This window comes from Candidatus Acidiferrales bacterium, assembly GCA_036514995.1.
GTDB lineage: Bacteria > Acidobacteriota > Terriglobia > Acidiferrales > DATBWB01 > DATBWB01.
Map to the genome: position 1 here is coordinate 1 of DATBWB010000095.1, position 20,425 is coordinate 20,425.

General features: G+C 60.7%; 20 protein-coding genes. 10 read left to right on the forward strand and 10 right to left on the reverse strand.

The features are described from left to right. The 5 genes from shc to VIH17_06730 all read right to left on the reverse strand — a co-directional run. The coding region (shc, locus tag VIH17_06710) for a squalene--hopene cyclase (GenBank protein HEY4682924.1) at positions 1-1,520 on the reverse strand (1,520 nt) is incomplete at its 3' end. 125 nt (positions 1,521-1,645) lie between these two features. After that, entirely contained in the window at positions 1,646-2,626 is a 981-nt protein-coding gene (locus tag VIH17_06715; GenBank protein ID HEY4682925.1) for a 4-hydroxy-3-methylbut-2-enyl diphosphate reductase, read from the reverse strand. A gap of 192 nt (positions 2,627-2,818) precedes the next feature. Beyond that, the gene (locus tag VIH17_06720; GenBank protein HEY4682926.1) at positions 2,819-3,436 is read right to left on the reverse strand and encodes a hypothetical protein; all 618 of its coding nucleotides are present in this window, start codon (positions 3,434-3,436) and stop codon (positions 2,819-2,821) included. 77 nt (positions 3,437-3,513) lie between these two features. Then, on the reverse strand, positions 3,514-4,548 hold the full coding sequence (gene lpxD / locus VIH17_06725) for a UDP-3-O-(3-hydroxymyristoyl)glucosamine N-acyltransferase (GenBank protein ID HEY4682927.1): 1,035 nt from the start codon (positions 4,546-4,548) through the stop codon (positions 3,514-3,516). 46 nt (positions 4,549-4,594) lie between these two features. Next, entirely contained in the window at positions 4,595-5,500 is a 906-nt protein-coding gene (locus VIH17_06730; protein ID HEY4682928.1) for a lysophospholipid acyltransferase family protein, read from the reverse strand. 107 nt (positions 5,501-5,607) lie between these two features. Between VIH17_06730 and VIH17_06735 the strand changes: the two genes are divergently transcribed. Then, the gene (locus VIH17_06735; GenBank protein ID HEY4682929.1) at positions 5,608-7,323 is read left to right on the forward strand and encodes a glycosyltransferase family 39 protein; all 1,716 of its coding nucleotides are present in this window, start codon (positions 5,608-5,610) and stop codon (positions 7,321-7,323) included. Here VIH17_06735 and VIH17_06740 read toward each other — a convergent pair. Continuing rightward, a complete protein-coding gene (locus VIH17_06740; protein HEY4682930.1) occupies positions 7,232-8,182 on the reverse strand; it encodes an alpha/beta hydrolase in 951 nt (316 codons plus the stop codon). The two genes, VIH17_06735 and VIH17_06740, sit on opposite strands and share 92 nt — an antisense overlap. 235 nt (positions 8,183-8,417) lie before the next feature. Here VIH17_06740 and VIH17_06745 point away from each other — a divergent pair, with 235 nt between their 5' ends. Genes VIH17_06745 through VIH17_06755 form a run of 3 tightly spaced genes read left to right on the forward strand, consistent with a single transcriptional unit; the run spans position 8,418 to position 11,109 of the window. Then, complete coding sequence (locus VIH17_06745) at positions 8,418-9,359, forward strand: ABC transporter ATP-binding protein (GenBank protein ID HEY4682931.1); 942 nt, start codon at positions 8,418-8,420, stop codon at positions 9,357-9,359. 10 nt (positions 9,360-9,369) lie between these two features. Then, a complete protein-coding gene (locus tag VIH17_06750; GenBank protein ID HEY4682932.1) occupies positions 9,370-10,125 on the forward strand; it encodes an ABC transporter permease in 756 nt (251 codons plus the stop codon). 48 nt (positions 10,126-10,173) lie between these two features. Next, positions 10,174-11,109 carry a GNAT family N-acetyltransferase gene (locus tag VIH17_06755; protein HEY4682933.1) on the forward strand — a complete coding sequence of 312 codons (936 nt, stop codon included), beginning with the start codon at positions 10,174-10,176 and terminating at the stop codon, positions 11,107-11,109. A gap of 40 nt (positions 11,110-11,149) precedes the next feature. On the opposite strand, the gene nrdR is transcribed toward VIH17_06755, so the two are convergent. Then, on the reverse strand, positions 11,150-11,614 hold the full coding sequence (gene nrdR / locus VIH17_06760) for a transcriptional regulator NrdR (GenBank protein HEY4682934.1): 465 nt from the start codon (positions 11,612-11,614) through the stop codon (positions 11,150-11,152). Further along, positions 11,611-12,708, reverse strand: coding sequence for a lysylphosphatidylglycerol synthase transmembrane domain-containing protein (locus VIH17_06765; GenBank protein ID HEY4682935.1), 1,098 nt, complete (start codon positions 12,706-12,708; stop codon positions 11,611-11,613). Before VIH17_06765 ends, nrdR begins: the two co-directional genes overlap by 4 nt. Before the next feature lie 301 nt (positions 12,709-13,009). On the opposite strand from VIH17_06765, the gene VIH17_06770 reads away from it, so the two are divergent. The 6 genes from VIH17_06770 to VIH17_06795 all read left to right on the forward strand — a co-directional run bounded on the left by VIH17_06770 (position 13,010) and on the right by VIH17_06795 (position 17,967). Then, positions 13,010-14,314 (forward strand): NAD(P)/FAD-dependent oxidoreductase, encoded by a 1,305-nt coding sequence (locus VIH17_06770; GenBank protein ID HEY4682936.1) that lies wholly within the window; start codon positions 13,010-13,012, stop codon positions 14,312-14,314. A gap of 193 nt (positions 14,315-14,507) precedes the next feature. Next, positions 14,508-15,086: a sigma-70 family RNA polymerase sigma factor gene (locus VIH17_06775; protein ID HEY4682937.1), complete on the forward strand. Its 579-nt coding sequence runs from the start codon at positions 14,508-14,510 to the stop codon at positions 15,084-15,086. Between the two features lie 11 nt (positions 15,087-15,097). Beyond that, positions 15,098-15,745, forward strand: coding sequence for a hypothetical protein (locus VIH17_06780; protein ID HEY4682938.1), 648 nt, complete (start codon positions 15,098-15,100; stop codon positions 15,743-15,745). Further along, positions 15,742-16,362: a B-box zinc finger protein gene (locus VIH17_06785; GenBank protein HEY4682939.1), complete on the forward strand. Its 621-nt coding sequence runs from the start codon at positions 15,742-15,744 to the stop codon at positions 16,360-16,362. Before VIH17_06780 ends, VIH17_06785 begins: the two co-directional genes overlap by 4 nt. Positions 16,363-16,372: 10 nt before the next feature. Then, positions 16,373-16,603, forward strand: a complete 231-nt coding sequence (locus VIH17_06790) for a DUF5668 domain-containing protein (GenBank protein HEY4682940.1) — start codon at positions 16,373-16,375, stop codon at positions 16,601-16,603. Then, positions 16,600-17,967, forward strand: a complete 1,368-nt coding sequence (locus VIH17_06795) for a DUF4097 family beta strand repeat-containing protein (protein ID HEY4682941.1) — start codon at positions 16,600-16,602, stop codon at positions 17,965-17,967. The genes VIH17_06790 and VIH17_06795 overlap by 4 nt, the downstream gene beginning before the upstream one ends. A gap of 41 nt (positions 17,968-18,008) precedes the next feature. On the opposite strand, the gene aroA is transcribed toward VIH17_06795, so the two are convergent. Both aroA and VIH17_06805 read right to left on the reverse strand, forming a co-directional pair. Beyond that, entirely contained in the window at positions 18,009-19,337 is a 1,329-nt protein-coding gene (gene aroA / locus VIH17_06800; protein ID HEY4682942.1) for a 3-phosphoshikimate 1-carboxyvinyltransferase, read from the reverse strand. Positions 19,338-19,457: 120 nt separating this feature from the next. Further along, positions 19,458-20,411: an SDR family oxidoreductase gene (locus VIH17_06805; GenBank protein HEY4682943.1), complete on the reverse strand. Its 954-nt coding sequence runs from the start codon at positions 20,409-20,411 to the stop codon at positions 19,458-19,460. Positions 20,412-20,425: the final 14 nt, after the last annotated feature.

Consider the following 20,425-nt stretch of genomic DNA (forward strand, 5'->3'; position numbering starts at 1 on the left):
GCATTTTGGAGTTGCTGGGCCAGGAGAACTTCCTCCACCACCTGCGGATTGTCCAGCGGGAAGTTCTCCTGGCCCAGCAACTCCAAAATGCGGGCCGTGATGTCGGCGCACTCGGGGTCGAGCATGGCGTTGTGATCGGCAAACGGAACCTTTTCGAGGATGTTCTTCGTGCAATCCTTGTCAAATGCGCCCCAGCCGCCGTCCTTGCCCTGCATGCTGAGCGTCCACTGGACGCCCCGCCGCAGGGCGCGTTCCAGCGCCGACCGGACGGGGTGCGCCACCCTCTCGAGAGCCAGCAAAACCGCAGCGGTGTCGTCCACGTCTGGATAAAAATCGTTCCGGTACTCGAAACACCAGCCTCCCGGCTCCCCTTCGCGGTTGTTGATCTTCCAGTCTCCCCGGGCGAAACACTGCTTGTCGAGCAGCCACCGGGCGGCTGCTTGCATGCCCGGGTGCTTGGCCGGCAACCCGGCTTCGCCCAGGGCAGCCACGGCAAGGGCCGTGTCCCAGACTGGCGAGAAACACGGCTGCATCCGCAACGTGTCTTCCCCTTCCATTCCCAATCGTTCGAACGCGGCAATCTGCTGCGCCGTCAGCGGATGGTCCCGATCGTAGCCGAGGACCATCAAAGCCAGGATGGAATTCATCATCGCCGGAAAGATCGCGGCCAGCCCGTCTGATCCCTCCATGCGGGTCCTCAGCCAACGCTCGGCTTCCTTGAGCGCTCGTTTTCGAAACGGCTTCCACCGGCTACGCTCGACAAGTTTCAGCAGGTGATCCACAAACAAAAAGAAATTCTTCCAACTCCAGAGATGCCGATCCCAACCGAGCGGACTGGAGCGCCCGGCGGGGTCGCGGAAAAGCTCGTCCACTCTGGCCGACGCCGGCACCGGCCAGCAAGGTTTCCTGGCGTAGAGAACGGAAAGCGGAACCAAAATGGCCCGCGACCAGGAAGACATCTCGTAGAGGTTCAGATAGAACCAGTGGGGCAGCAGAATCATCTCCGGCGGCACTGCCGGAACCATCTTCCAATGGCAAGCGCCGACCAGGCAGAGATAATAGCGAGTGAAGGTATTGGTCTTTTCGATCCCGCCCATCTCGAGAATGCGTTCCCGCGCTCGAACCATGTGGGGAGCTTCCGGTGAATCGCCGGCAAGCTTCAGAGCGAAGTAGGCCTTGACGGTGGCGTTGAGTTCGGAGGGACCGCCAAAATAGATATTCCAGCCGCCATCCGGGAGCTGATGACGTCGGAGGTAGTTGGCGGCCTTCTGGATGCGCGTTGGTGTGAATCGGCCGATGAGGTGGCGGAACAGGATATAGTCCGACTCGAGGGTGGTATCGGCTTCCAGCTCCGCGGACCAGTGCCCGTCGCTCGCTTGCAGAGCCAAAAGGTGGCGCGCCGCCGCCTCCACGGCGTCGTGGATGGCCTCCTCGAGCGCCAGCGGGACGCCCGGCAGCCGCCCAGGCGCGTAGCCGGATACTGTTTCCTCCCTCAGTTCGACTTTTTCGCTGTCGGCCATGGTCACGGCTTCAGAATGAAACTAGCGCCGTCGTCACTTTATCTGCCTGCGTCCCCTGCGGCCAAACTTGGTCATGCCCGCCCGTCCAAACCACTTATGACGAGGTAGTTCCATTTGGAACGGCACTAGATAATCAAAAAGGGTGACTGAGCTGCGGCGGAAACTTCTTCATGTCGCAATTCAGGCGGCAGACCAAAACGGACATTTTCTTCAACCACTTCCATCTCTTCCACCCGGGTAAAGCCTGCCTCGCGCAGATGCACCACCACCTGCTCGACCAGAACCTCCGGCGTCGAGGCGCCAGCGGTCAGGCCAATCCTGCTCGCCCGGGCAATCCATTCCGGCCGGATGTCTCGCCAACTGCGAATGAGATAGGCGCGCGTGCCGGACTTCTCGGCCACTTCAACAAGCCGGTTCGAATTGGAGCTGTTCTCGGCGCCTACCACCAGGATGACATCCGCCCGGGCAGCAATGGATTTTACCGCCACCTGCCGGTTCTGGGTGGCATAGCAGATGTCCTGCGCCGGGGGCGAAAGGATTTTCGGAAAACGTTGCTGCAAGCGCTCCACAATCTCTTTGGTGTCGTCCAGGGAGAGGGTGGTTTGCGTGAGAAAGACGACCCGCTCCGGGTCGGGAACCTCGAGGCTATCCACGTGCTCCGGGGAAGAGATCAGCCGGATGTTTTCCGGCGCTTCGCCGAGCGTGCCAATGACCTCGTCGTGATCGCGGTGGCCGATGAGCACAATCGTGTAGTTATCGCGGGCGTAACGGATGGCTTCAAGGTGGACCTTGGTCACCAACGGGCAGGTTGCGTCAATGACTCTGAGCCGGCGCTCGACGGCCTGCTGGCGCACCTCGGGGGAAACGCCATGGGCGCTGAAGATCACCCGCGCGCCGGCCGGCACCTCCTCGAGCCCTTCCACAAAGATAGCGCCCCTTTGCGCCAGCTCTTCCACCACATGACGGTTGTGGACAATTTCTCTCCGGACATAGACGGGCTTGCCGAACGTTTCGAGAGCAATCTTCACGATGTCAATCGCGCGCACGACGCCAGCGCAAAAGCCACGCGGTTGAGGCAGTAAAAGAATTTTCTCTTGGTGTGCCATGAGAAATAGCTGATTAACGAGCTTTAATGCCTGACAGATTCCCGAGCAAGATAAGGATTATCCGCACCCTGTTGCGCCATCGTCAACCATATTATTCTTGATGCGGATAAAACTTTGTTAATCTGTTGTGAACATTCGCCGGAAGCTGTGCCCGGCGCCCATTCCTCAGCCAGCCGGCCGGGGAGACGCGCTTCACGCGTCGCACGAACCCAGAAACTTTGCTGCTACAAAGTCCCGAACTTCGGCAGAGAAAAAGCGGTTCTCCTCGAGCAAAAACGTCGGCTTGCTGAAAAACAGTTCAGGGGGGATAGGTGGCCAGGGAGATTGCCCGGCGAGTGGAGAGCGCAGGAGAAAGGCGCCGGCATGGTCAAGAAATTCCCGGCTGGAAGCCTTGAAATCTTCGACGCCAGGGTCAAGGACGACAAGGTAGAGAGTTGGGCGAATGAATTTCAACAAGCTATTGCTCTCGATGATGACGTTCTCCCCTCCCGCCAAGGCCTGCCGGAGACCGGGCACGGCTTCGGCGAGCCGTCCGCGCTTGGTGCGAACCCAGAAGGAGCGCCTGGCGCCAGCGGCAAGGAAACGGCAGGTATCACCGGCGCCGTTTGCGTCGCTTTCCTCAGTGATGGCAAAGGCATGCTCATCCACGGCGCAGCCGCAGCTTTCGCCGTTGATCGGGCAGACCCCGGGGCCGTACTGCGTGATCTTGGCCGCCGTCCAGTTGACCTCGGGAAAAGCCGAGATGATGGCGACAACCACTGAGGTCTTTCCGATATTCCGGCTATGGCCACCCACGACGAGCAATTTCATGGTATCGGGCTTCTAAAGCGAGGGGCTGCGAATGTCCTGACGGAAATCTTCCGATCTCCACGGAACAGGAGGGAAGGCTAGAGCCTTCCGCCACGGAGTTCGGCCACTTGCTTTCGTAATTCGCGCAGCTCTTCCATCAGTTCGGGCAGGCGAGAGGCCGCCGCATGCTGCCGCTTGAAATCCTCGATCTTCCGCGCCGGCGTGCCCCAATAGGTAGCCTCGCCGCGAATGATCTTGTTGGATGGAATCCCGGCTTGCGCACCGAGCACAGCGCGGTTCTCAATCCGCACGTGATCGCCGATGCCTACCTGGCCGCCCACGACCACATATTCTCCCAGGCTGCTGCTTCCGGAAATGCCCGTCTGAGCGGCAATCACGCAATGCCGGCCTATTTGTACGTTGTGCGCCACCTGCACCAGGTTGTCAATCTTGGTTCCGCGGCCGATACGGGTCTCGCCGAGCGACCCGCGATCTACGGTCGAATTGCTGCCTAGCTCGACGTCGTCCTCGATGACCAGGGTACCGAGTTGCGGAAATTTCAGATAGGCGCCCTCATCCAAAACGTAGCCAAAACCGTCACTGCCGATCACGGTGCCGGCGTGGACGATTACGCGATCGCCCAGCCGAACGCCGGCATAAATGACCACGTTCGGGTAGAGCTTGCATTCCTGACCGAGATGAACTCCCTCGCCGACATAGCACCCTGCGGCTATCGAGCTGCCCTCACCAACCTCAGCATTCGCTTCGATCACTGCGAACGGACCCACGCTGACTCGCCCACCGAGTCGCGCCCCGGGCGAGATGATGGCCGTGGCATGAATCTCGGCCGCCGCCGGCCTGGCAGGAAAGAAGCGAGCAGCCGCCCGGGCGAGGGCCAACTTCGGCTGGCTCGAGCGGATGACCGTCTTGCCGGTGAGCCGGACCCCTTCGCCAGCAATGACGCATTGCGCCGCCGACGCCATCGTTCGTTCGACCCAGCGTGGCGACTCCACGTAAATCAAATCTTCCGCGCGCGCCGTTTCCGGGTTGGCTATCCCGCTTATCCGCAAGGAAGGATCGCCTTCAAGCCCTGCACCCACGTACTCGGCAATCTCTTTCGCTGTCGCGCCCATAGCGGCCTCCACCATGCATTCCAAAAGAAGCAAACCCATGCAAAGCTCAAAAGGGATAGAGCGGCTGTTCGCCCGGCGGCCGGGTGTGCCATCGCTTGTGAACCCACAGCCAATGGTCCGGGTACTCGCGCACGCGCTGTTCCAGAATCGCGGCCAGCCGCGCCGTATTCGTCACCGCATCCTTTTCCTCGTCCCCGGTCGAGATCATTTCCACTTCCGGCTCGAACCGGAGTCTATATTGGCGCGCGGCGGAGTCCCAGAGCACGAAAGAAGGCACCACGGCCGCGCCCGTCTTCAACGCTATCCTTGCGATGGCGCTGGTCGTACACGCCGGGAGGCCGAAAAACGGCACGAAAACGCCTTCGGCGGGTTGCATGTTTTGATCCGCCAGGATTCCCACTCCTCCGCCGCCCCGCAATAACTTCACAATGGCGCGGGCCGATTCATTCTTGTCAATGGCCCGGCATCCGGAAAGACACCGATACCGATTGATGAGCCCATCGAGGCGCCGGTTGTCGAGCGGGCGATTGAGGTAAGCAAGCGGATAGCCGTACAAGGCATGAGCAAAGGCGGAAAGCTCCCATCCGCCAAAATGAGCCGTCAGGCAGATGACCCCTTTGCCTTTTTCGCTTGCCCGGGTGAAATTCTCAAAACCGTCGTAGATGAGGATGGGCATGGCTTTCGCCGCCGCCCATCGGGGAAACTGGGCGAATTCCGCCAGCATCCATCCGAGGCCGCGGTACATCCGCTTCAAAATGCGCCTGCGTTCTGCCGGCGGCATCTGCGGGAAGGCGATGCCGAGGTTAAAGGCTCCCACGCGCCGGAGACGCCGGTGAAACCAATAGACCATCCGGCCCATGGCCGCACCCGCTACCCGGGCGAGCCTCCGCGGCAGCAGGCCGAGTGCCTTCAGCGCCAGCCAGGCCAGCGCATATTCGACGCCTCTACGCATGCTGGCTCATTATCAGCCAGCACCGCCTCGCCTGCCAACCGGAGTCTCGAGGTATCACCTTGGCAAGAAGTTCTGCTAGACTGCGCCGAGTCGGGAAGCGGGTCGTTATGCGCAAGCGCTTCGTGTTCATTCCCTTGGCGGCAGTCCTCCTCGGCGCCTGCTTTTTCGACCGGCTTGGCGCTCTTGGTCTTGTGACTCCCGATGAACCTCGCTACGCGGCCATTGCCCGCGACATGGTCCGAAGCGGCGATTGGGTCACGCCCCGCCTTTGGGGAGAGCCGTGGTTTGAAAAGCCGCCGCTCTATTACTGGCTGGCTGCTATCTCCATGAGCGTTATGGGGCCGTCAGAAGTTTCTGCTCGGCTGCCCTCCGCTTTTTTGGCGGCGCTACTCTGGGTTGCGACCGGGTGGGTAACAGCGCGGCTTTTCGGCGGCTCCTCCGGACGCTTTGCCTTCCTTCTTGGAATTTCTTCTCTCGCGATGATCGTCTTCTCCCACGCCGCTTCCACCGACATGCCGTTCACGGCGACGTTCGGTCTGGCCATGCTCTGCCTGTCGGTTTGGCTGTTTGACTCCGACCGAGGCAGAGGGCGCCGCTGGCTCCTGGCTTTCTATGCTTTTCTCGCTCTGGCCACTTTGGCTAAAGGCCCGGTCAGCATCATTCTGTCGGGGGGATCATTTCTGCTTTGGGCCGCAGTCACAAGGAAGTGGGCCTTGCTTCGTCCCCTGCTTCATCCACTCGGGCTTTTGATCTTTCTTCTCATCAGCCTTCCGTGGTACTTCGCCTGCACTGTGCTTCACGGCACGGGCTTCCTCTATGCCTTCTTCATCTACCACAACTGGATCCGTTACCTGGAGCCGGTCTTCAAGCATCCTCAGCCCTTCTGGTTCTTTTGGGCGGTTTTGCCTCTGGCGATCTTTCCCTGGATCTTGCTCGTGCTGTTTCCTCTTCACCGCCTCTACCGCTTGCTCCGCTTCGGAGGAAAGGTTGCGCCAGCGTGGCCGTTCTTTGCTTGCTGGATTCTCTTTCCCCTCATTTTCTTCTCGTTCTCCCAGTCAAAGCTCCCCGGGTACATCCTTCCCTGCGTAGCTCCTTTGGTGGCGCTGATCGCGAGCGAACTGATCCCCCTGGGCGTCAGCTCCGGCGCCGGGAGAGCCGCTGTGATCTCGGCGGGTCTAGGGCTGGCTGGACTGTTGCTGGCAGCGCCATCCGTGCTCGCACAGTTTGCTCTGCGGGTCGAGATGGGTCACCTCATCGGCTTTGGAATGGCAGTGTTGCTAGCGATGGTTGCTTCCCTTGTTTTTCTCTCTCGCCGCCCTTCGAGCAAGGGCGCCGAGGAGTCGGGATCGGAAGCGCAAAGCAGCATGGCCCTTGCCCTGATCTCGCTGGTCCTGCTGGCAAGCGGCATGGTTCTTTATCTGAATCGTCGGGTCTTGCCGCTTATTGATGCGAGCCTGTCTGCCCGGCGACTCGCCACTGTTATCGGCACGCTTTCACCCGAAGCGCCGCTCTATCTGGCGACGGATCTGCCACGCTCCTGGCAATTCGGGCTGGAGTACTACCTGGAGGGCAGGTTGCCGCGGTTGCTTCCGAGCCGTCCCTCCGAGGGAATGCAGATACGTCTTCTCGCCACCCAACGCGCGCTGCCTCTTTTGCCGTTGAGCGGCTGGCGCGTTGCTGATGTTCGTGGGGTCGTCCCGACGCAAGAGATTGTTCTGCTGGAAGCGGTAGCTATCGCGCCCGGCGGATCACCGGAAGGTTCTGAAGGAAAAAAACCGTCAGCCGACGCTCGTACTCTCTCTTCTCCTCGTCCATCAAGGTAGGGTAGTTCGTCCGCGGCAGTACCCATTCCTGTTTCGGTTCAGGGGCGACGTCATAAATCGCCCGCGTCATGCGGAAAAACTCGGGGCTATCGTTTCCCTCAATGAAAAGCTTTGTCACGGCACGCAGCCGGGAAGGGTCGTGGGTGAGCGGCGGGCGCGCACGATAGCGAAAATTCAGCAACTTGAACAGCAACATCGCGTACGGTTTGACCAGCGGCAGCGTGCCCGGACCAATCTGATCAATCTGATAGGCCATCAGGTCAAAAGGCGAGGCGTAGATCGAGTCGGCAATCACGAACTTGACTTGCGGAATCTTCCCGGCTGCTTCGAGCGCGACGTAGCCCCCCATCGAAAGTCCCCAGATCGCCGCCCGTTCCGGGTCAACATCGTCGCGGGTGAGCAGCATCCGCATCGCTCCCACGAGCTCCTCCACCTCGCCAAAGCCCAGGGTGGTGTATCTTCCGGGGCTGTCACCATGGCCGCTAAAATTGAAGAGAAAAACGTTGTAGCGGTGTTCCTGGAGCGAGGTGGCCAGCGCCAAGGCTGAGCCGCGGTTGGAGCCGTACCCATGGCAAAGGACAATGACGGGAGCACCCTTCGCGCCCGGCAAGAACCATCCCACGCGGCGAAGCCCGTCGGCAGTGGCAAAGGCGGTAGGGGTGATGTGGCCGATCAACCGGGCAGGGTTAATGTTTTCGCTGGTATTCTGCGGCATCAGGACATGATAGAGGCAAAAGCCGACGACCGCGGTAAGCAAAAGGAAGCCAAAAAAAACGATGGAAAGAACCCCGGCAAGGAGCCTGGCCCACAACGTGGTAGGATAGCGCAGCTCCGAGAGGACATTGCGAACCGCAGGCATGAGCCGCCTACTGCCTCCTGCGCGCCAGTGACGCGTCGGCATCTTATCACAAAGATCTCGGTGCCGCGGCGAAGCAGCCGCCGGGGAGTGCGCGAGTGCCGTTCCAACGATTGGGAACGGGACTCATATCCTCAAATCTCCCTTCACGTCCCGATTCCATCGGGGCTATCCTTGGTGCTCTCGAAGACATTGGTATAATGCATAGATTCATCAGGTTGGAACGGCACGAGTCGTCATGACTGATCCCATCGTGGTTCAAGATGTGGTGAAAGAGTATCGCTCGCGGCGGGGTGAACCCGTCCGGGCCGTGGATGGGATGACGTTTCGCGTGTCGCCGGGGCAGATTTTCGGCCTCCTTGGCCCCAACGGCGCCGGCAAAACAACCCTCATCAAAATCCTGACCACGCTGACCCTGCCCCACTCGGGCCGGGCATGGTTGCTCGGCCACGATGTGGTGCGCGAACCGCTGGCGGTTCGTCGCTCGATTGCCGTTGTCCTGCAAGAGAACGCCATCGAGCTTTTTCTCACGGTGCGCGATAACCTGGTCACCTTCGGCAAGTTCCATGGCCTTTCTCTCGCCGAAGCCCGTCGCCGCGCCGACCGCGTCCTCGATCAGTTTCGCCTCGAAGAGTACGCCCAACAAAAAGCGCAGGACTTGAGCGGCGGGTATCGCCGGCGGGTTCAAGTGGCCAAAATGTTCACGGTCTCGACGCCCCTTCTCTTCCTGGATGAAGCCACCACGGGCATGGACCCGATCATCAAGCGCGACTTCCTGATGCTGCTGCGGCAGGAAGCGAGGAACGGGCGGACGATTGTCCTGACCACCCAGATCTTGAGCGAGGCGGAAGAGCTGTGCGATACGATCCTGATCATGAACCGAGGCCGGATCGTGGCGCACGGGGATCTGCCTTCCCTCAAAATGCTCGCCCACCAGATGTACGATGTTGTCCTCACCCTCAAGGAAGTCAATGCCAGCTTGCGCGAGTTTCTCTCTCAGCTTCGCCTCCCGCGGCTCCAATTCAAGGAGACCAGTATCGAATTTACCGTCAAAGGCAGCGAACATTCCGTTCTCCAAATTGTCGAGGAAGCCACCCGGCGCGCCAATGTCCTGAGATTCGAGGTTGCCGGCGCCTCGCTGGAAGACGTTTTCCTCGAACTGCTGAAGGATTCACCGTGAAGGAGGAACGTTGAGCGCCATCCTGGCGGTTCTCTACCGCGAGTACAAGATACGCCTGACGAATCTCACCTGGCTTTTTTACGATCTCCTGTTGCCGCTTGGCTACTTGCTGATTTTCGGCGTGGGTTTCACCCACGCGCTGGGCAGCGAAGTCCCCGGTCTTACGGTGGACTACAACGCATTCTTTCTCGCCGGCGTCCTGGCCATGGCCGGCATCGGGATCGCGTCGAATACGGCCTGGGCATTTTTTGTGGATCGGGACAATGGAATTTTCTATGAATTCTTGACCTACCCGCTTCGACGCGGCGAGTTCCTGGTGGGCAAGATCCTGTTCAACATCCTGCTGGCCGTCTTGCAGGGGATGCTGACAATCGGCCTGGCCGTCGCCGTATTGCGGGTGCCCATCGCCTGGCCGGGGTTGCCCCTGACCATCCTGGGCATCGTGACGGGTACGGCTGGTTGGTTCTTCTTTTTTGCGGTCTTTGCCCTGCGCATCCGCCGCAATGATATTTTCAACACCATCGTTTCGCTCTTCTATTTCGTGTTTCTGCTTGCCAGCAGCATGTTCTATCCGCTGGAGCGCGCGCCCACGTGGTTTCGGGTGGCGGCTTATCTCAACCCGACGACCTGGCAGGTTGACTTTCTGCGCTTTTCTACGATTGGTCTGGGTTCAGCGAGGCGGGTGGCGATGGAGGCGCTAGCCTTCCTGGTTTTCGCATCGGCCTCGTTTGTCCTTGCTTCGCGCTCCTTCCAGCGGCGCGACTGACGGAATGCTATAATCGCCCGGCCCCGCCGTGGCGGGGCGTCCGCTTCCATGGAGATCCTCGACCTTCGCCAGGTGACGGCCAGCGAACTGGACCCGCTCTTCGAGGAAGAACGGCTTGCCTGGAGCGAGCAACTCCAGTGGGACTATCACGACTCCGTCGCGACCATCAAACGATTCGTGGATGCCCGGACGCTGCCCGGCTACGTCGCCATGGAGAATCGCCGCGCGGTGGGCTACTCCTTTTTTGTCTATGAAGATCACAAGGGCCTGGTGGGCGACCTGTTTGTTTCGCCTCGCCATGCTCCGGCCGGCGTGGAACAGAAGCTGCTCGATCACACCCTGGAAACGCTCCAGGCCTCCCCCAATGTGCGCCGCATCGAGGCGCAACTGATTCCCTTCAGCGTTGGTTCCTACCGGGAAGCTTTTGCCGCGCGCGGCTTTCGGCTCTTTCCCCGCAACTTCATGCTTCTTTCTCTCCACCGCAGTGATCTATCCCCCCGGCCGGTCTCTGCCTCGCTGCGGATCGAGCATTGGCGTGACCGCCATTTTGAAAAAACCGCCGGGTTGATTGTGGAAAGCTATCTGGGACACATAGACAGCCAGATCAACGACCAGTATGAGACCCAGACAGGGGCCTTGAAGTTTCTGAAGAACATCATCATCTTCCCGGGTTGCGGAATGTTTCAAGCCGACTGTTCGTTTGTGGCCACGGAAATCGGAACCGAAAGGCTGGCTGGAGTCATCCTGACTTCCCGAGTGGCCGAGCACGTCGGCCACATCACCCAAATTTGCGTCATTCCCGAGTACCGCTGCTTCGGTCTCGGCTCCCGGCTGCTGGCAGAGACCTTCCTCTCGCTGCGCCGGCGCCGCTACACGGGCGTCTCGTTGACCGTTACGGCAGCGAATCCGGCGGTCCGGCTCTACGAGCGACTGGGGTTTGCCACGATGAAAACATTTGATGCCGCCGTTTGGAATGCCGGGTAGGCCGAGCGCGGGTGGCGCAGCTTGCGCCGTGGCAGGGATTCTACTTTCTTGCCTTCTCTTTGAGCAGCGTCTTCAACTCCGCCATGAATTCCCGCACGTCCTTGAAATCGTGATAAACCGAAGCGAAGCGCACGTAGGCCACCTTATCCAGCTTTTTCAAGCGGTTCATGATGAGCGCGCCCAGTTCGGTTGCCGGCCGCTCGCGCTCCGCCGACTCCATCAGGTATGCCTCCGCTTCGTTGACGATGGATTCCAGCTTGGTCATGCTCACCGGCCGCTTTTCGCATGCTTTCAATAGCCCGGCCAAAATTTTCTGCCGGTCGAACTTCTCTCGCCGGCCGTCCCGCTTGACCACCATGTAAGGGATTTCATCAATCCGCTCATAAGTGGTGAAGCGCCGCCGACAGCGAAGACATTCCCGCCGCCGGCGAATGCGATCCGCTTCCCGACCCTCCCGCGAATCCACTACCCGGTCGTCATTGAAACCGCAAAAGGGGCATTTCATGGCCGCTCTCTCGAGGACGTACCGGCGGGAGGTTCGGAAAGTTCTGCTCTTGCCCGGGCCATGGCCCGGAGTTGCCCGAGGGAAAGTCCTTCACGAATCATCAAGGGGATGCCAACCAGACTGACCGCAGCAAACGTCAGCAGCCAAATCAGGATGGTCGCGCTCGCCGCCAGTTCAACCGATATGCCGAAGATCGCCGTTAGAGCGATAAACGTGGCCGCCTGCACTCCCCCGCCAACCCCCGGTATCTGCACGGTGGAGCCCAACATGGCAATGGCCACCAGCAGAAGAATCCCGGCAAAAGTAATCCTGGCCAGGTTTCCGCCGAAACTCTGGCAGACAATATAGTACGTTCCGGAAATCAGCAGCCACAGGAAGATCGAGTAACCGACTGTCAAGACCAACTTGCCGGTATGCTCAACGGATTGAAGACCTTCTCCAAACGATTGGAGCGTATCGCTTATTTTGCGATGCCAGCGATGGGGAAGGAAACGCAGCTTCCGGTCGAGCCAGCCGGACATGCTGGCGCTCCGGAACCGCCAAAGCGCCAGCAGGCCCGTGGCCGCTACCACCGCGGCCAGCGCCAACCAACCCGCCTGCCGCGTCCGAGCAAGCATGACCGTGCCGGAACTATCGCTCGCTGCCGTAACTCGACCGAGCGTCAAACCCAATCCCATCCAAAGCAGGATCGAGAGCAGGTCCTGAATCCGTTCCAGCAGCCAGACACCCATCATGGAAGCCATGCGCAAGTTTTCCTTCCGGGCAATCAGCAGCGGCCGCACCACCTCCCCCGCCCGCCCGAGCAAAAACAGGCTGGTGAAGCCGATTACGGTGGCGACGAGCAAATTCACGAGGCGCGTCTCGGCAATGGGCCGAACGTACTGCTGCCAGCGCAACGAGCGCACCAGGTAGGTGGCATAGATGGTGACGAACGCAAGGGCCAGCACTGGCTTATTGATATTGCGAAGCGAGGTCACAAACGCCCTCCAGTCAAACCATGCGGGCGTTTGAGCGGTTTTGTATCGGTAGTAAAGAATCAGGCCAATCGCCAGACAAATCAAAATGACGGCTGCAATCCGATAAACGCGCCTCATAGGCAAGTCCGCAAGCTATACCAGCCGCCTGGGAGTGTCAACCATCCCGCCAGAGCGGGACGATTCGCGGAAAAGAGAAAGGGGCGGGGGGATGACCCCGTCCGCCCCGGAGCGGCCTCTCGCCTCAGCGTGTCCCGCGCCGCGCAGGATGCACATCCGCGCTGGGCGCGAGCTGTGCGGGCAGGCCTGCCGCGGCGGGCTCTCCGGCTACGTTTGACTTACCGCGTAACGGCTCCTAGGATGACAGCAAAGCTAACCCGCGAGTCTCGACCTCGCGAGACTTCCGCAGGAAGATGCCTCGATGGCTGAGATGACGCGCATTGTTGTGCTCGGGGCCGGCTTTGGCGGGCTCGAGGCCATGCTGGGACTGGAGCGGCGCTTGCCGGGCGAACCAGGGGTCGAACTCACCCTGGTCAGCGAGCAGAACTACTTCCTCTTCACTCCGCTGCTCCCTCAGGTTGTCTCCTGCTACATTGAGCCGCGCCACATCGTGCAGAGCCTGCGCGACATCCGCCGCCAGCGCGCCTTTGGCTTCTTGCGGGCTCGCGCCACTGCCCTTGACCTCGCCCGCCGCCAAGTCCAGCTCGACACCGGCCTGCTCCCCTACGACTACCTGGTTCTGGCGCTGGGAAGCACGACGGACTTCTTCGGCACCGCGGGCGCCGCCGAGCACTGCTTTTCGCTGAAGGGCTTGGAAGAGGCGGTGGCCCTGCGCGACCATTTGCTCGACCTCTTCGAGCACGCCGACCATGAGCCGGATACGGCTCGCAAGCGAGACTTGCTTACCCTGGTCGTGGTGGGTGGCGGCTACACCGGAGTGGAGCTGGTGGCCGAGCTGCGCGACCTTGTCTATCGCCACATTGTCCCCCGTTATCGCGGCATCAACGCCGGCGAAGCGCGGCTGGTGCTCCTGGAAGCCGCCGACAACATCCTGCTCGGCGTCGATCCCGCGCTTGCCCGCCGCGCCCGGCAGAAGCTGGCGCGAGAAGGCATCGAGGTGCGGATACGGGCGAAGGTCACGCGGGTGACACCAGAGGGTGTCGAGGTCAACGAGAGAGAGCAAATACGCGCCGGCGCCGTTATCTGGACGGCCGGGGTGCGCGCGAATCCGCTGGCGGAATCGCTGCCCGCGGCGAAAGACAGGTCGGGGCGGCTGATCGTCACTTCGCAGCTCGAGCTGAGCGGCTTTCCAGGCGTGTTCGCCATCGGTGACAACGCAGTGGTGGAAAAGAGCGCGCCGGAACAGTCGCCGCGCATCGCTCCGGTGGCGCTGGCGCAGGGGCGGGTGGTGGCCGAGAACATCGCCCGGGCGATGAAGGGGGAGACGCTGGTGGCGTTTGAGTTCGAACCTGCCGGGATGCTGGTCTCGCTGGGGATGAACGATGCGGTAATCCAGGTGATGGGGCTCAAGTTCGCGGGCTATTTTGCCTGGCTCGCCTGGAACGCGATTCACCTCTTGAAGCTGGTAGGGCTGAAGAAGCAATTGCAGGTGGCGCTGGATTGGAGCCTGGCCACGATCTTTCCACGCGACACCTCCCTCATTCGTCGCCCGCAGCGCTGCCGCCTTTGCCAAGCCAACAGGTCGCAACCCCCGGGCATATCCTAACAATCCGCCACGCTACAGACCGGGAAACGCCCCGCCGCGGCGGGCTGCCGCGGGCCAAGGCATTGCCTCGTTCGGAGCATGGTATTACCATGCCAGCTTGCCCGCCTTCCCGATAGGCGGGCTTGCCGGAACTTGCGGGAGCGTCCTTGCGTTACCCATCCGGGTTTCATCCGTCCGCCCCAAGGAGCCACGGTTGTACACCGACACGGAGCTGGTGGAACGTTGCTTGAAGGGCGACGACATTGCCTGGGAGGAAATCGTCCGGCGGCACACCCAGCGCGTTTTCAATCTTTGCTATCGCTTCACCAGCAGCCGGGCGGAGGCTGAAGACCTTTCTCAGGACGTTTTTCTCCGCGTCTATCGAACGCTCAAAACGTACCGCGCGGCAGAAGGCAACCTGACCACCTGGCTCATGCGGGTGACTCGAAATCTTCTCATTGACCATTATCGCCGGACCAAGAAAGATCGGATCACGGACTCGCTTGAAGATCAGTTGGAGGGAGTCGAGCAGAAGGAGAGTGACGCGGCGTCGCCCGAACTTTTTGCCAGCCGAGCTGAGCTCAGTGAAAAGGTGCAAAGGGCCCTCGCTCGACTCTCGCCTGACCTCCGTGAAGCTGTGATTCTAAGGGACTTACAGGGCCTGGAATACGTTGAAATTCAAAGGGTTTTGGACATCCCCGAGGGTACGGTCAAATCACGGATCAATCGGGGACGAATTGAACTGGCACGGGTCTTGCAACAAATGGGCGTAGGAAAGCGTATAGAGGGTTAGAGGCTAACGAGATGCCTTCGAGCTGTGAACAATTCGAGACTGGGCTGAGCGAATACCTGGAAGGTCGGCTTTCCGCGGCTGACCGGGCTTCCCTGGCCGAGCATCAGGAAAGCTGCTTGCGCTGCCAACTTCTACTCAATCAGGCGGGATCGGCCATCGAGGCGCTCCACGCCATGGAAATGGCTGAGGCGCCGCCCCGTCTGGTCGAGAGGATCCTGACGGAAACGCTTGGTCCACGTCGTCAACCGGAAGGCTTTGGTTGGTTGCGCCCGGTGAGATGGCTCGGTTGGATGCGTCCGGTCCTGGAACCTCGCTTCGGCATGAGCCTGGCGGCGGCTTTGCTCTCCGCGACGTTCGTCTTTCACGCTCTGGGCGTCTCCCCGCGTGATTTGCGGGCAGCCGACCTCCATCCGGCGCAAGTCTATCGTAACGTCAATCGCCACTTGCACCTTGCCTACGCCCGTGGGGCCAAGTTCGTCAGTGACTTGAGGGTGGTTTACGAAATCCAGTCGCGGCTGCAGATTACCCAGCCGGAATCTGCCGTTCCTGCCCAGCCGCAGCCGGAAACCAAACCCAAGCCACGCGAACGCAATTCCGGCGTAGGCGGCAGCCAGCAACTCCTGGCGCTCTATTCGGCTGCCCAAAGGAGTGCTCAATGAAGTGCGCGATTCATAACGACGTGGAAGCGGTCAGGTACTGCCGCAGTTGCGGCAAGGCCCTCTGTGAGGAGTGCAAGCGCGACGTGCGCGGCGTCATTTATTGCGAAGATTGTTTGGCCGCTACCGTACTTGCTCCCCGGCCACCACTTCCCACGCCGGCCCCAGCTGTCCCCGGGGCACCCAATCCCGGCCTCGCCCTTGGTCTCAGTTTCATTCCCGGTGTCGGCGCCATTTACAACGGGCAATACTTGAAGGGGCTGGTTCACATCTTGATTTTCGGCGGGATCATCGCCCTTTTGAGCCAGGGGCCCAGCGAGGGGATTGCTGTCATCCTTGGCCTGGGCCTATCCGGTTTCATCGTTTACATGGTCGTGGACGCCTATCGGACAGCCAAGGCGAAGTGCGCCGGGATGCCGGTCGCCGATGATTGGGCGCTCGGGGGCACTGTCGCAGCCGGTCGGTTTCCCACCGGCCCGATCATTCTGATCGGCATCGGTGTGCTCTTTCTCTTGCAGAGCCTCGGCATTTTCGACCGCCTGTTTCACTTTTGGCCGGTGGCCCTGATTCTTCTCGGTGTGTTCCTGCTCATCAAGCGCATGAGCCCGGGTGGGCAATAAGGAGGCAGCCATGGCCGAGACACGTTGCACCTGCCCTTGTTGCACGGTCAGCTCGCTCACGTGGCCGATCCTTTTCATTGTTGCCGGGGTCCTCTTCCTGGTCGGCCAATTCAGCCACCGCTATGGCTTCGAGGACCTCTGGCCCATTTTGATTATTGCCCTCGGCCTGCTCAAACTGTTTGAAAATCTCGCGCCGCGAACGGGTCACATCTCCGGTTCGAGTCAAGGAGACCGGCAATGAGCAACGGCCAGGTTCGCCGCGGGTCTCTCTTCTGGCCGCTCTTTCTTATCGGCGCGGGTGCTTTCGTGCTCATCAAGCGGGCACACCCGGAATTGCCGATCGGCCAATTCTTTGGCCAGTATTGGCCCGTCCTTCTGATCGCGCTTGGCGCCATCCGGCTGCTCGAATATTTCCTTCGTCGCGGCGCCCCCGGCCCCGTCATTACTGGTGGGGAGATTTTTGCAATCGTCTTTCTCATCCTGTTGGGACTTGCTGCTGCGCACTATTACCGCAGCGACTGGGTGCGCCGCGGCTGGAAGATTGATCTGAGCGACCTCAACGTTTACCGCGATACCTTTGACTTCACCGAGCAGGTTACGCAGCCGCTCAAGGCAGGCGCCGCCGTAACGATCTCAAGCCCGCAGGGGGAGCTCGTCATCCGCGCCGGCGAAGCAGCGGAAGTGCGAGTGGTCGCCCGAAAGCGCATCGGGGCGGATCGAGAAGAAGAGGCCAAACGATTGGCGGATCAGGTGCACATGGGCGTTATCGAGACGCCGGCCGGGCTCGAAATCCGGCCCGAGTTTGACACCGGCGGGCACGGGCGCGTGAAGCGCGTGGACCTCGAGGTTACGGTTCCCGTCAGAACCGATTTGCAACTCTCAGCCCATCGAGGCGACATCCGTATCAACGGGATTCACGGGGCGATCCGTCTCAGTTCAAGGTTTGGCGACGTGGAATTGCAGGCGATCAAGGGCAAGACCGAAGTGGATCAATCTCGAGGCTCGATTCGGGCGGCCAATTTGGAAGGCAACCTTCGCATTGCCGGGCGCGGCGATGAGTTGGACCTGGCCGACATCGCGGGTGAAGTGAACATCCAGGGCGAATTCTTTGGCGAGATCAAGATCAAAAATGTCTCGAAGCTGACCCACTTCCTTTCCAGCCGCACCGATCTCTCCTCCGAGCGCATCCGCGGCGCGCTGCAAATGGATTCCGGCGACCTGCGCCTCATCAAGCCTGAAGGAGCCGTGAATCTTGTCACCCACAACAAAGACATTGAGGTCGAAGATTTTGACGGGCGGCTCCAGATTCAAAATCGCAGGGGCGATATTCGTCTTACCCCTCACCAATCCCTCCAACAGGATATTCAGGTGACGAACGAATCCGGCGACATTGAGCTCGTTCTGCCTGTCAACAGCTCCTTCCAGATCAATGCCGTCGCGCGTTCGAACGGAGAAATCGTGAGCGACTTTTCCGGCGAAAACCTCAAGCTCTCCAAAAGCGGCGCAACAACAACTCTGACCGGCCGCGTCGGCACTCGCGGCCCCCAGATCTCCTTGAGCACCACCTACGGCACCATCCGCCTCCGCAAAGAAGGCGAGACCTAGAGAAGAATGCCGGCCAGAGGCCGGCGCTACGTCGTCTGTTCTCATCCGCGTTCCACAACTTTTTCCAAACTCTCGTAGAAGCCCGGGAACGAAACGTCGGCGCACTCGCTGCCCAGAATGGTAGTGGGGCCGTCGGCGGCCAGGGCCGCGACGGCAAAGGCCATCGCCAGGCGATGGTCGCCTTGAGGGTCAATCTCCGCGCCGCGCAGTCGCTGTTTTCCCGGCACCTTGAGGCCGTCCGGACGTTCTTCCACGCTGGCGCCCATGCGACGGAGATTCGACGCGAGCAACGCAATCCGGTCGCTCTCTTTCACGCGCAGCTCCTGCGCGTCTCTAATCTCGATGCCCTGCTCGGCCGCTGTTCCCAGCACCGCCAATGCCGGCAGCTCGTCAATCATCGCGGGAACCATTTTCCCTTCAATCACGCCACCGCGCATGATGGGACCAGCCGAAACATGAAGGTCGCCGGCAAGCTCGCCATTTTCTTCGCCAAGCGTCATGATGCGCACCGCCGCCCCCATCTGGGCCAAGAAATCGAGCACCGCCGTGCGCGTGGGATTCAGCCCCACATTGTGCAGAACCAGATTGGTGTCCGGTAACAACAGCCCCGCCACGACGAAAAAAATCGCGGACGAAAGATCAGCCGGGCAAGAGAGTTTCCGGCCGAGCAAACGAGCGCGGCCGGCTACCGCGATCGTGCCTCCTCTCCTTTGAATCTTGCCGCCGAACTGCTGCCAGGCAATTTCAAGGTGATCGCGCGTCGGCACCGGCTCCTCCACAACCGTCTCGCCGTCGCAGAACAAGCCAGCCAGCAGAATGGCGGACTTTACCTGGGCGGAGGCTATGGGCAAGGCGTAGCGAATGGGGTGCAGAGGACGCCCGAAGATTTCAAGCGGCGCGAAATTTCCTTCCCGTGCCCGGATGGAAGCGCCCATTTGCGCCAAGGGTTCGATCACTCGCCCCATCGGCCGCCGGCTGAGCGATGCATCGCCAACGATCGCCGAATCAAACGGCTGCCCCGATAGGACGCCGGCCAGGAGCCGCATCGTGGTGCCGGAATTTTCGGCATCGAGCCTCACCGGCGGCGCTCGCCCCGATAGGATGGCGGCTCGCAAGCCACCGAGCCCGACCCCTTCGATCGCCACTCGATCGCCTTCCCTGCTCCAAGGGACTCCCAGCGCATGGAGGCAGTTCAATGTGGATTGGCAATCGCGGCTCGAGGAGAAATGCTCGATCTCGCTTTTTCCCTCGGCCAGAGCGGCTAGTATGGCGTAGCGGTGCGAGATAGACTTGTCCCCCGGCAGGTCAAGACTGCCGAGGATTCGCCTGGCGGGATAGATGACCTGGGTGCTCTTCGGCTCGGAGTGCATACGTCCCTGCGGGATCCGGAAGGAAACGCCCGGCGCGAGCGTGGCATGGGCCGTTTGCCGGCAAGGCCTGCGCATTGTTTCTCGAGCGAGCGCGCATCGGGCCAGCGCGTACCGGCTCGGTTACCAGGCCAAGGCTTTAAGGTTGTTCTTGTACCAATCGTAAGTAAGGCGCAGGCCTTTTTCAAAGTCCACTGCCGGCTCGTAGCCGAGCAGCCGGCGCCCCTTCGAAATATCGGCCAGCGAATCACGGATGTCCCCCGGCCGCTCGGCCTCATATTTCGCGCTAATCTTCCTCTCGGAGATCTGCGCCAGAATCTCAAGCGTCTCGTTCAGCGAATGGCGCCCGCCCGTGCCCACGTTGAAGACCTCTCCGGCCATCGTGCCGGGAGCAGTGGAAGCGCGCAAGGTGGCATCCACCGCGTTGGCGACGTAGGTGAAGTCGCGAGTTTGATTGCCGTCGCCATAAACCACCGGCGGCTCATCCTTCAGCACCGCAGTAATAAACTTCGAAAGCACCGCCGAGTAAGGCGAAGAGGGGTCCTGCCGCGGGCCAAAAATGTTGAAATAGCGCAAAGCCACCGCCTCCAGACCATACACCCGCGAAAAAACCTGGCAGTAGAGCTCGCCCGCGTATTTGGCAACGCCGTAGGGCGAAATGGGCACCGGCGGCATGGTCTCCACCTTGGGCAAGGTCTTGGTGTCGCCATAGGCCGAGGAAGAAGCCGCATAGACCAGCCGGCGAACCTTGGCATCGCGCGCCGCCAGCAGAACCCCCAATGTGCCGGTGGCGTTGACCCGGTGGGTGGTGTCTGGATCAGCCACGGATCGGGGAACGGAAGTCAACGCTGCCAGGTGAATCACAAAATCCACGCCCTGGCAGGCCCGTTTCATGGCTTCACCATCGCAAATATCAGCAACCATCAGTTCCACTTTGTCAAGTATTGCTTCCAGGTTGGCGCGCTTTCCGCTCGAAAGGTTGTCAATCATGCGGACCGATTCGCCGCGCTGAACCAATTCCTCAACGATGGAAGATCCAATAAAGCCAGCCCCTCCCGTCACCAAATAGCGAGCCATTCAGTCAGCCTCCT

Coding starts and splice junctions, on each gene's coding strand:
- VIH17_06790 (HEY4682940.1), top strand. CDS start 16,373: ATGGCCGAGACACGTTGCACCTGCCCTTGTTGCACGGTCAGCTCGCTC.
- VIH17_06740 (HEY4682930.1), bottom strand. CDS start 8,182: ATGCCTGCGGTTCGCAATGTCCTCTCGGAGCTGCGCTATCCTACCACG.
- VIH17_06715 (HEY4682925.1), bottom strand. CDS start 2,626: ATGGCACACCAAGAGAAAATTCTTTTACTGCCTCAACCGCGTGGCTTT.
- aroA (HEY4682942.1), bottom strand. CDS start 19,337: ATGCACTCCGAGCCGAAGAGCACCCAGGTCATCTATCCCGCCAGGCGA.
- VIH17_06780 (HEY4682938.1), top strand. CDS start 15,098: ATGCCTTCGAGCTGTGAACAATTCGAGACTGGGCTGAGCGAATACCTG.
- nrdR (HEY4682934.1), bottom strand. CDS start 11,614: ATGAAATGCCCCTTTTGCGGTTTCAATGACGACCGGGTAGTGGATTCG.
- VIH17_06730 (HEY4682928.1), bottom strand. CDS start 5,500: ATGCGTAGAGGCGTCGAATATGCGCTGGCCTGGCTGGCGCTGAAGGCA.
- VIH17_06745 (HEY4682931.1), top strand. CDS start 8,418: ATGACTGATCCCATCGTGGTTCAAGATGTGGTGAAAGAGTATCGCTCG.
- VIH17_06805 (HEY4682943.1), bottom strand. CDS start 20,411: ATGGCTCGCTATTTGGTGACGGGAGGGGCTGGCTTTATTGGATCTTCC.
- VIH17_06795 (HEY4682941.1), top strand. CDS start 16,600: ATGAGCAACGGCCAGGTTCGCCGCGGGTCTCTCTTCTGGCCGCTCTTT.
- VIH17_06765 (HEY4682935.1), bottom strand. CDS start 12,708: ATGAGGCGCGTTTATCGGATTGCAGCCGTCATTTTGATTTGTCTGGCG.
- VIH17_06735 (HEY4682929.1), top strand. CDS start 5,608: ATGCGCAAGCGCTTCGTGTTCATTCCCTTGGCGGCAGTCCTCCTCGGC.
- VIH17_06720 (HEY4682926.1), bottom strand. CDS start 3,436: ATGAAATTGCTCGTCGTGGGTGGCCATAGCCGGAATATCGGAAAGACC.
- lpxD (HEY4682927.1), bottom strand. CDS start 4,548: ATGGGCGCGACAGCGAAAGAGATTGCCGAGTACGTGGGTGCAGGGCTT.
- VIH17_06770 (HEY4682936.1), top strand. CDS start 13,010: ATGGCTGAGATGACGCGCATTGTTGTGCTCGGGGCCGGCTTTGGCGGG.
- VIH17_06755 (HEY4682933.1), top strand. CDS start 10,174: ATGGAGATCCTCGACCTTCGCCAGGTGACGGCCAGCGAACTGGACCCG.
- VIH17_06785 (HEY4682939.1), top strand. CDS start 15,742: ATGAAGTGCGCGATTCATAACGACGTGGAAGCGGTCAGGTACTGCCGC.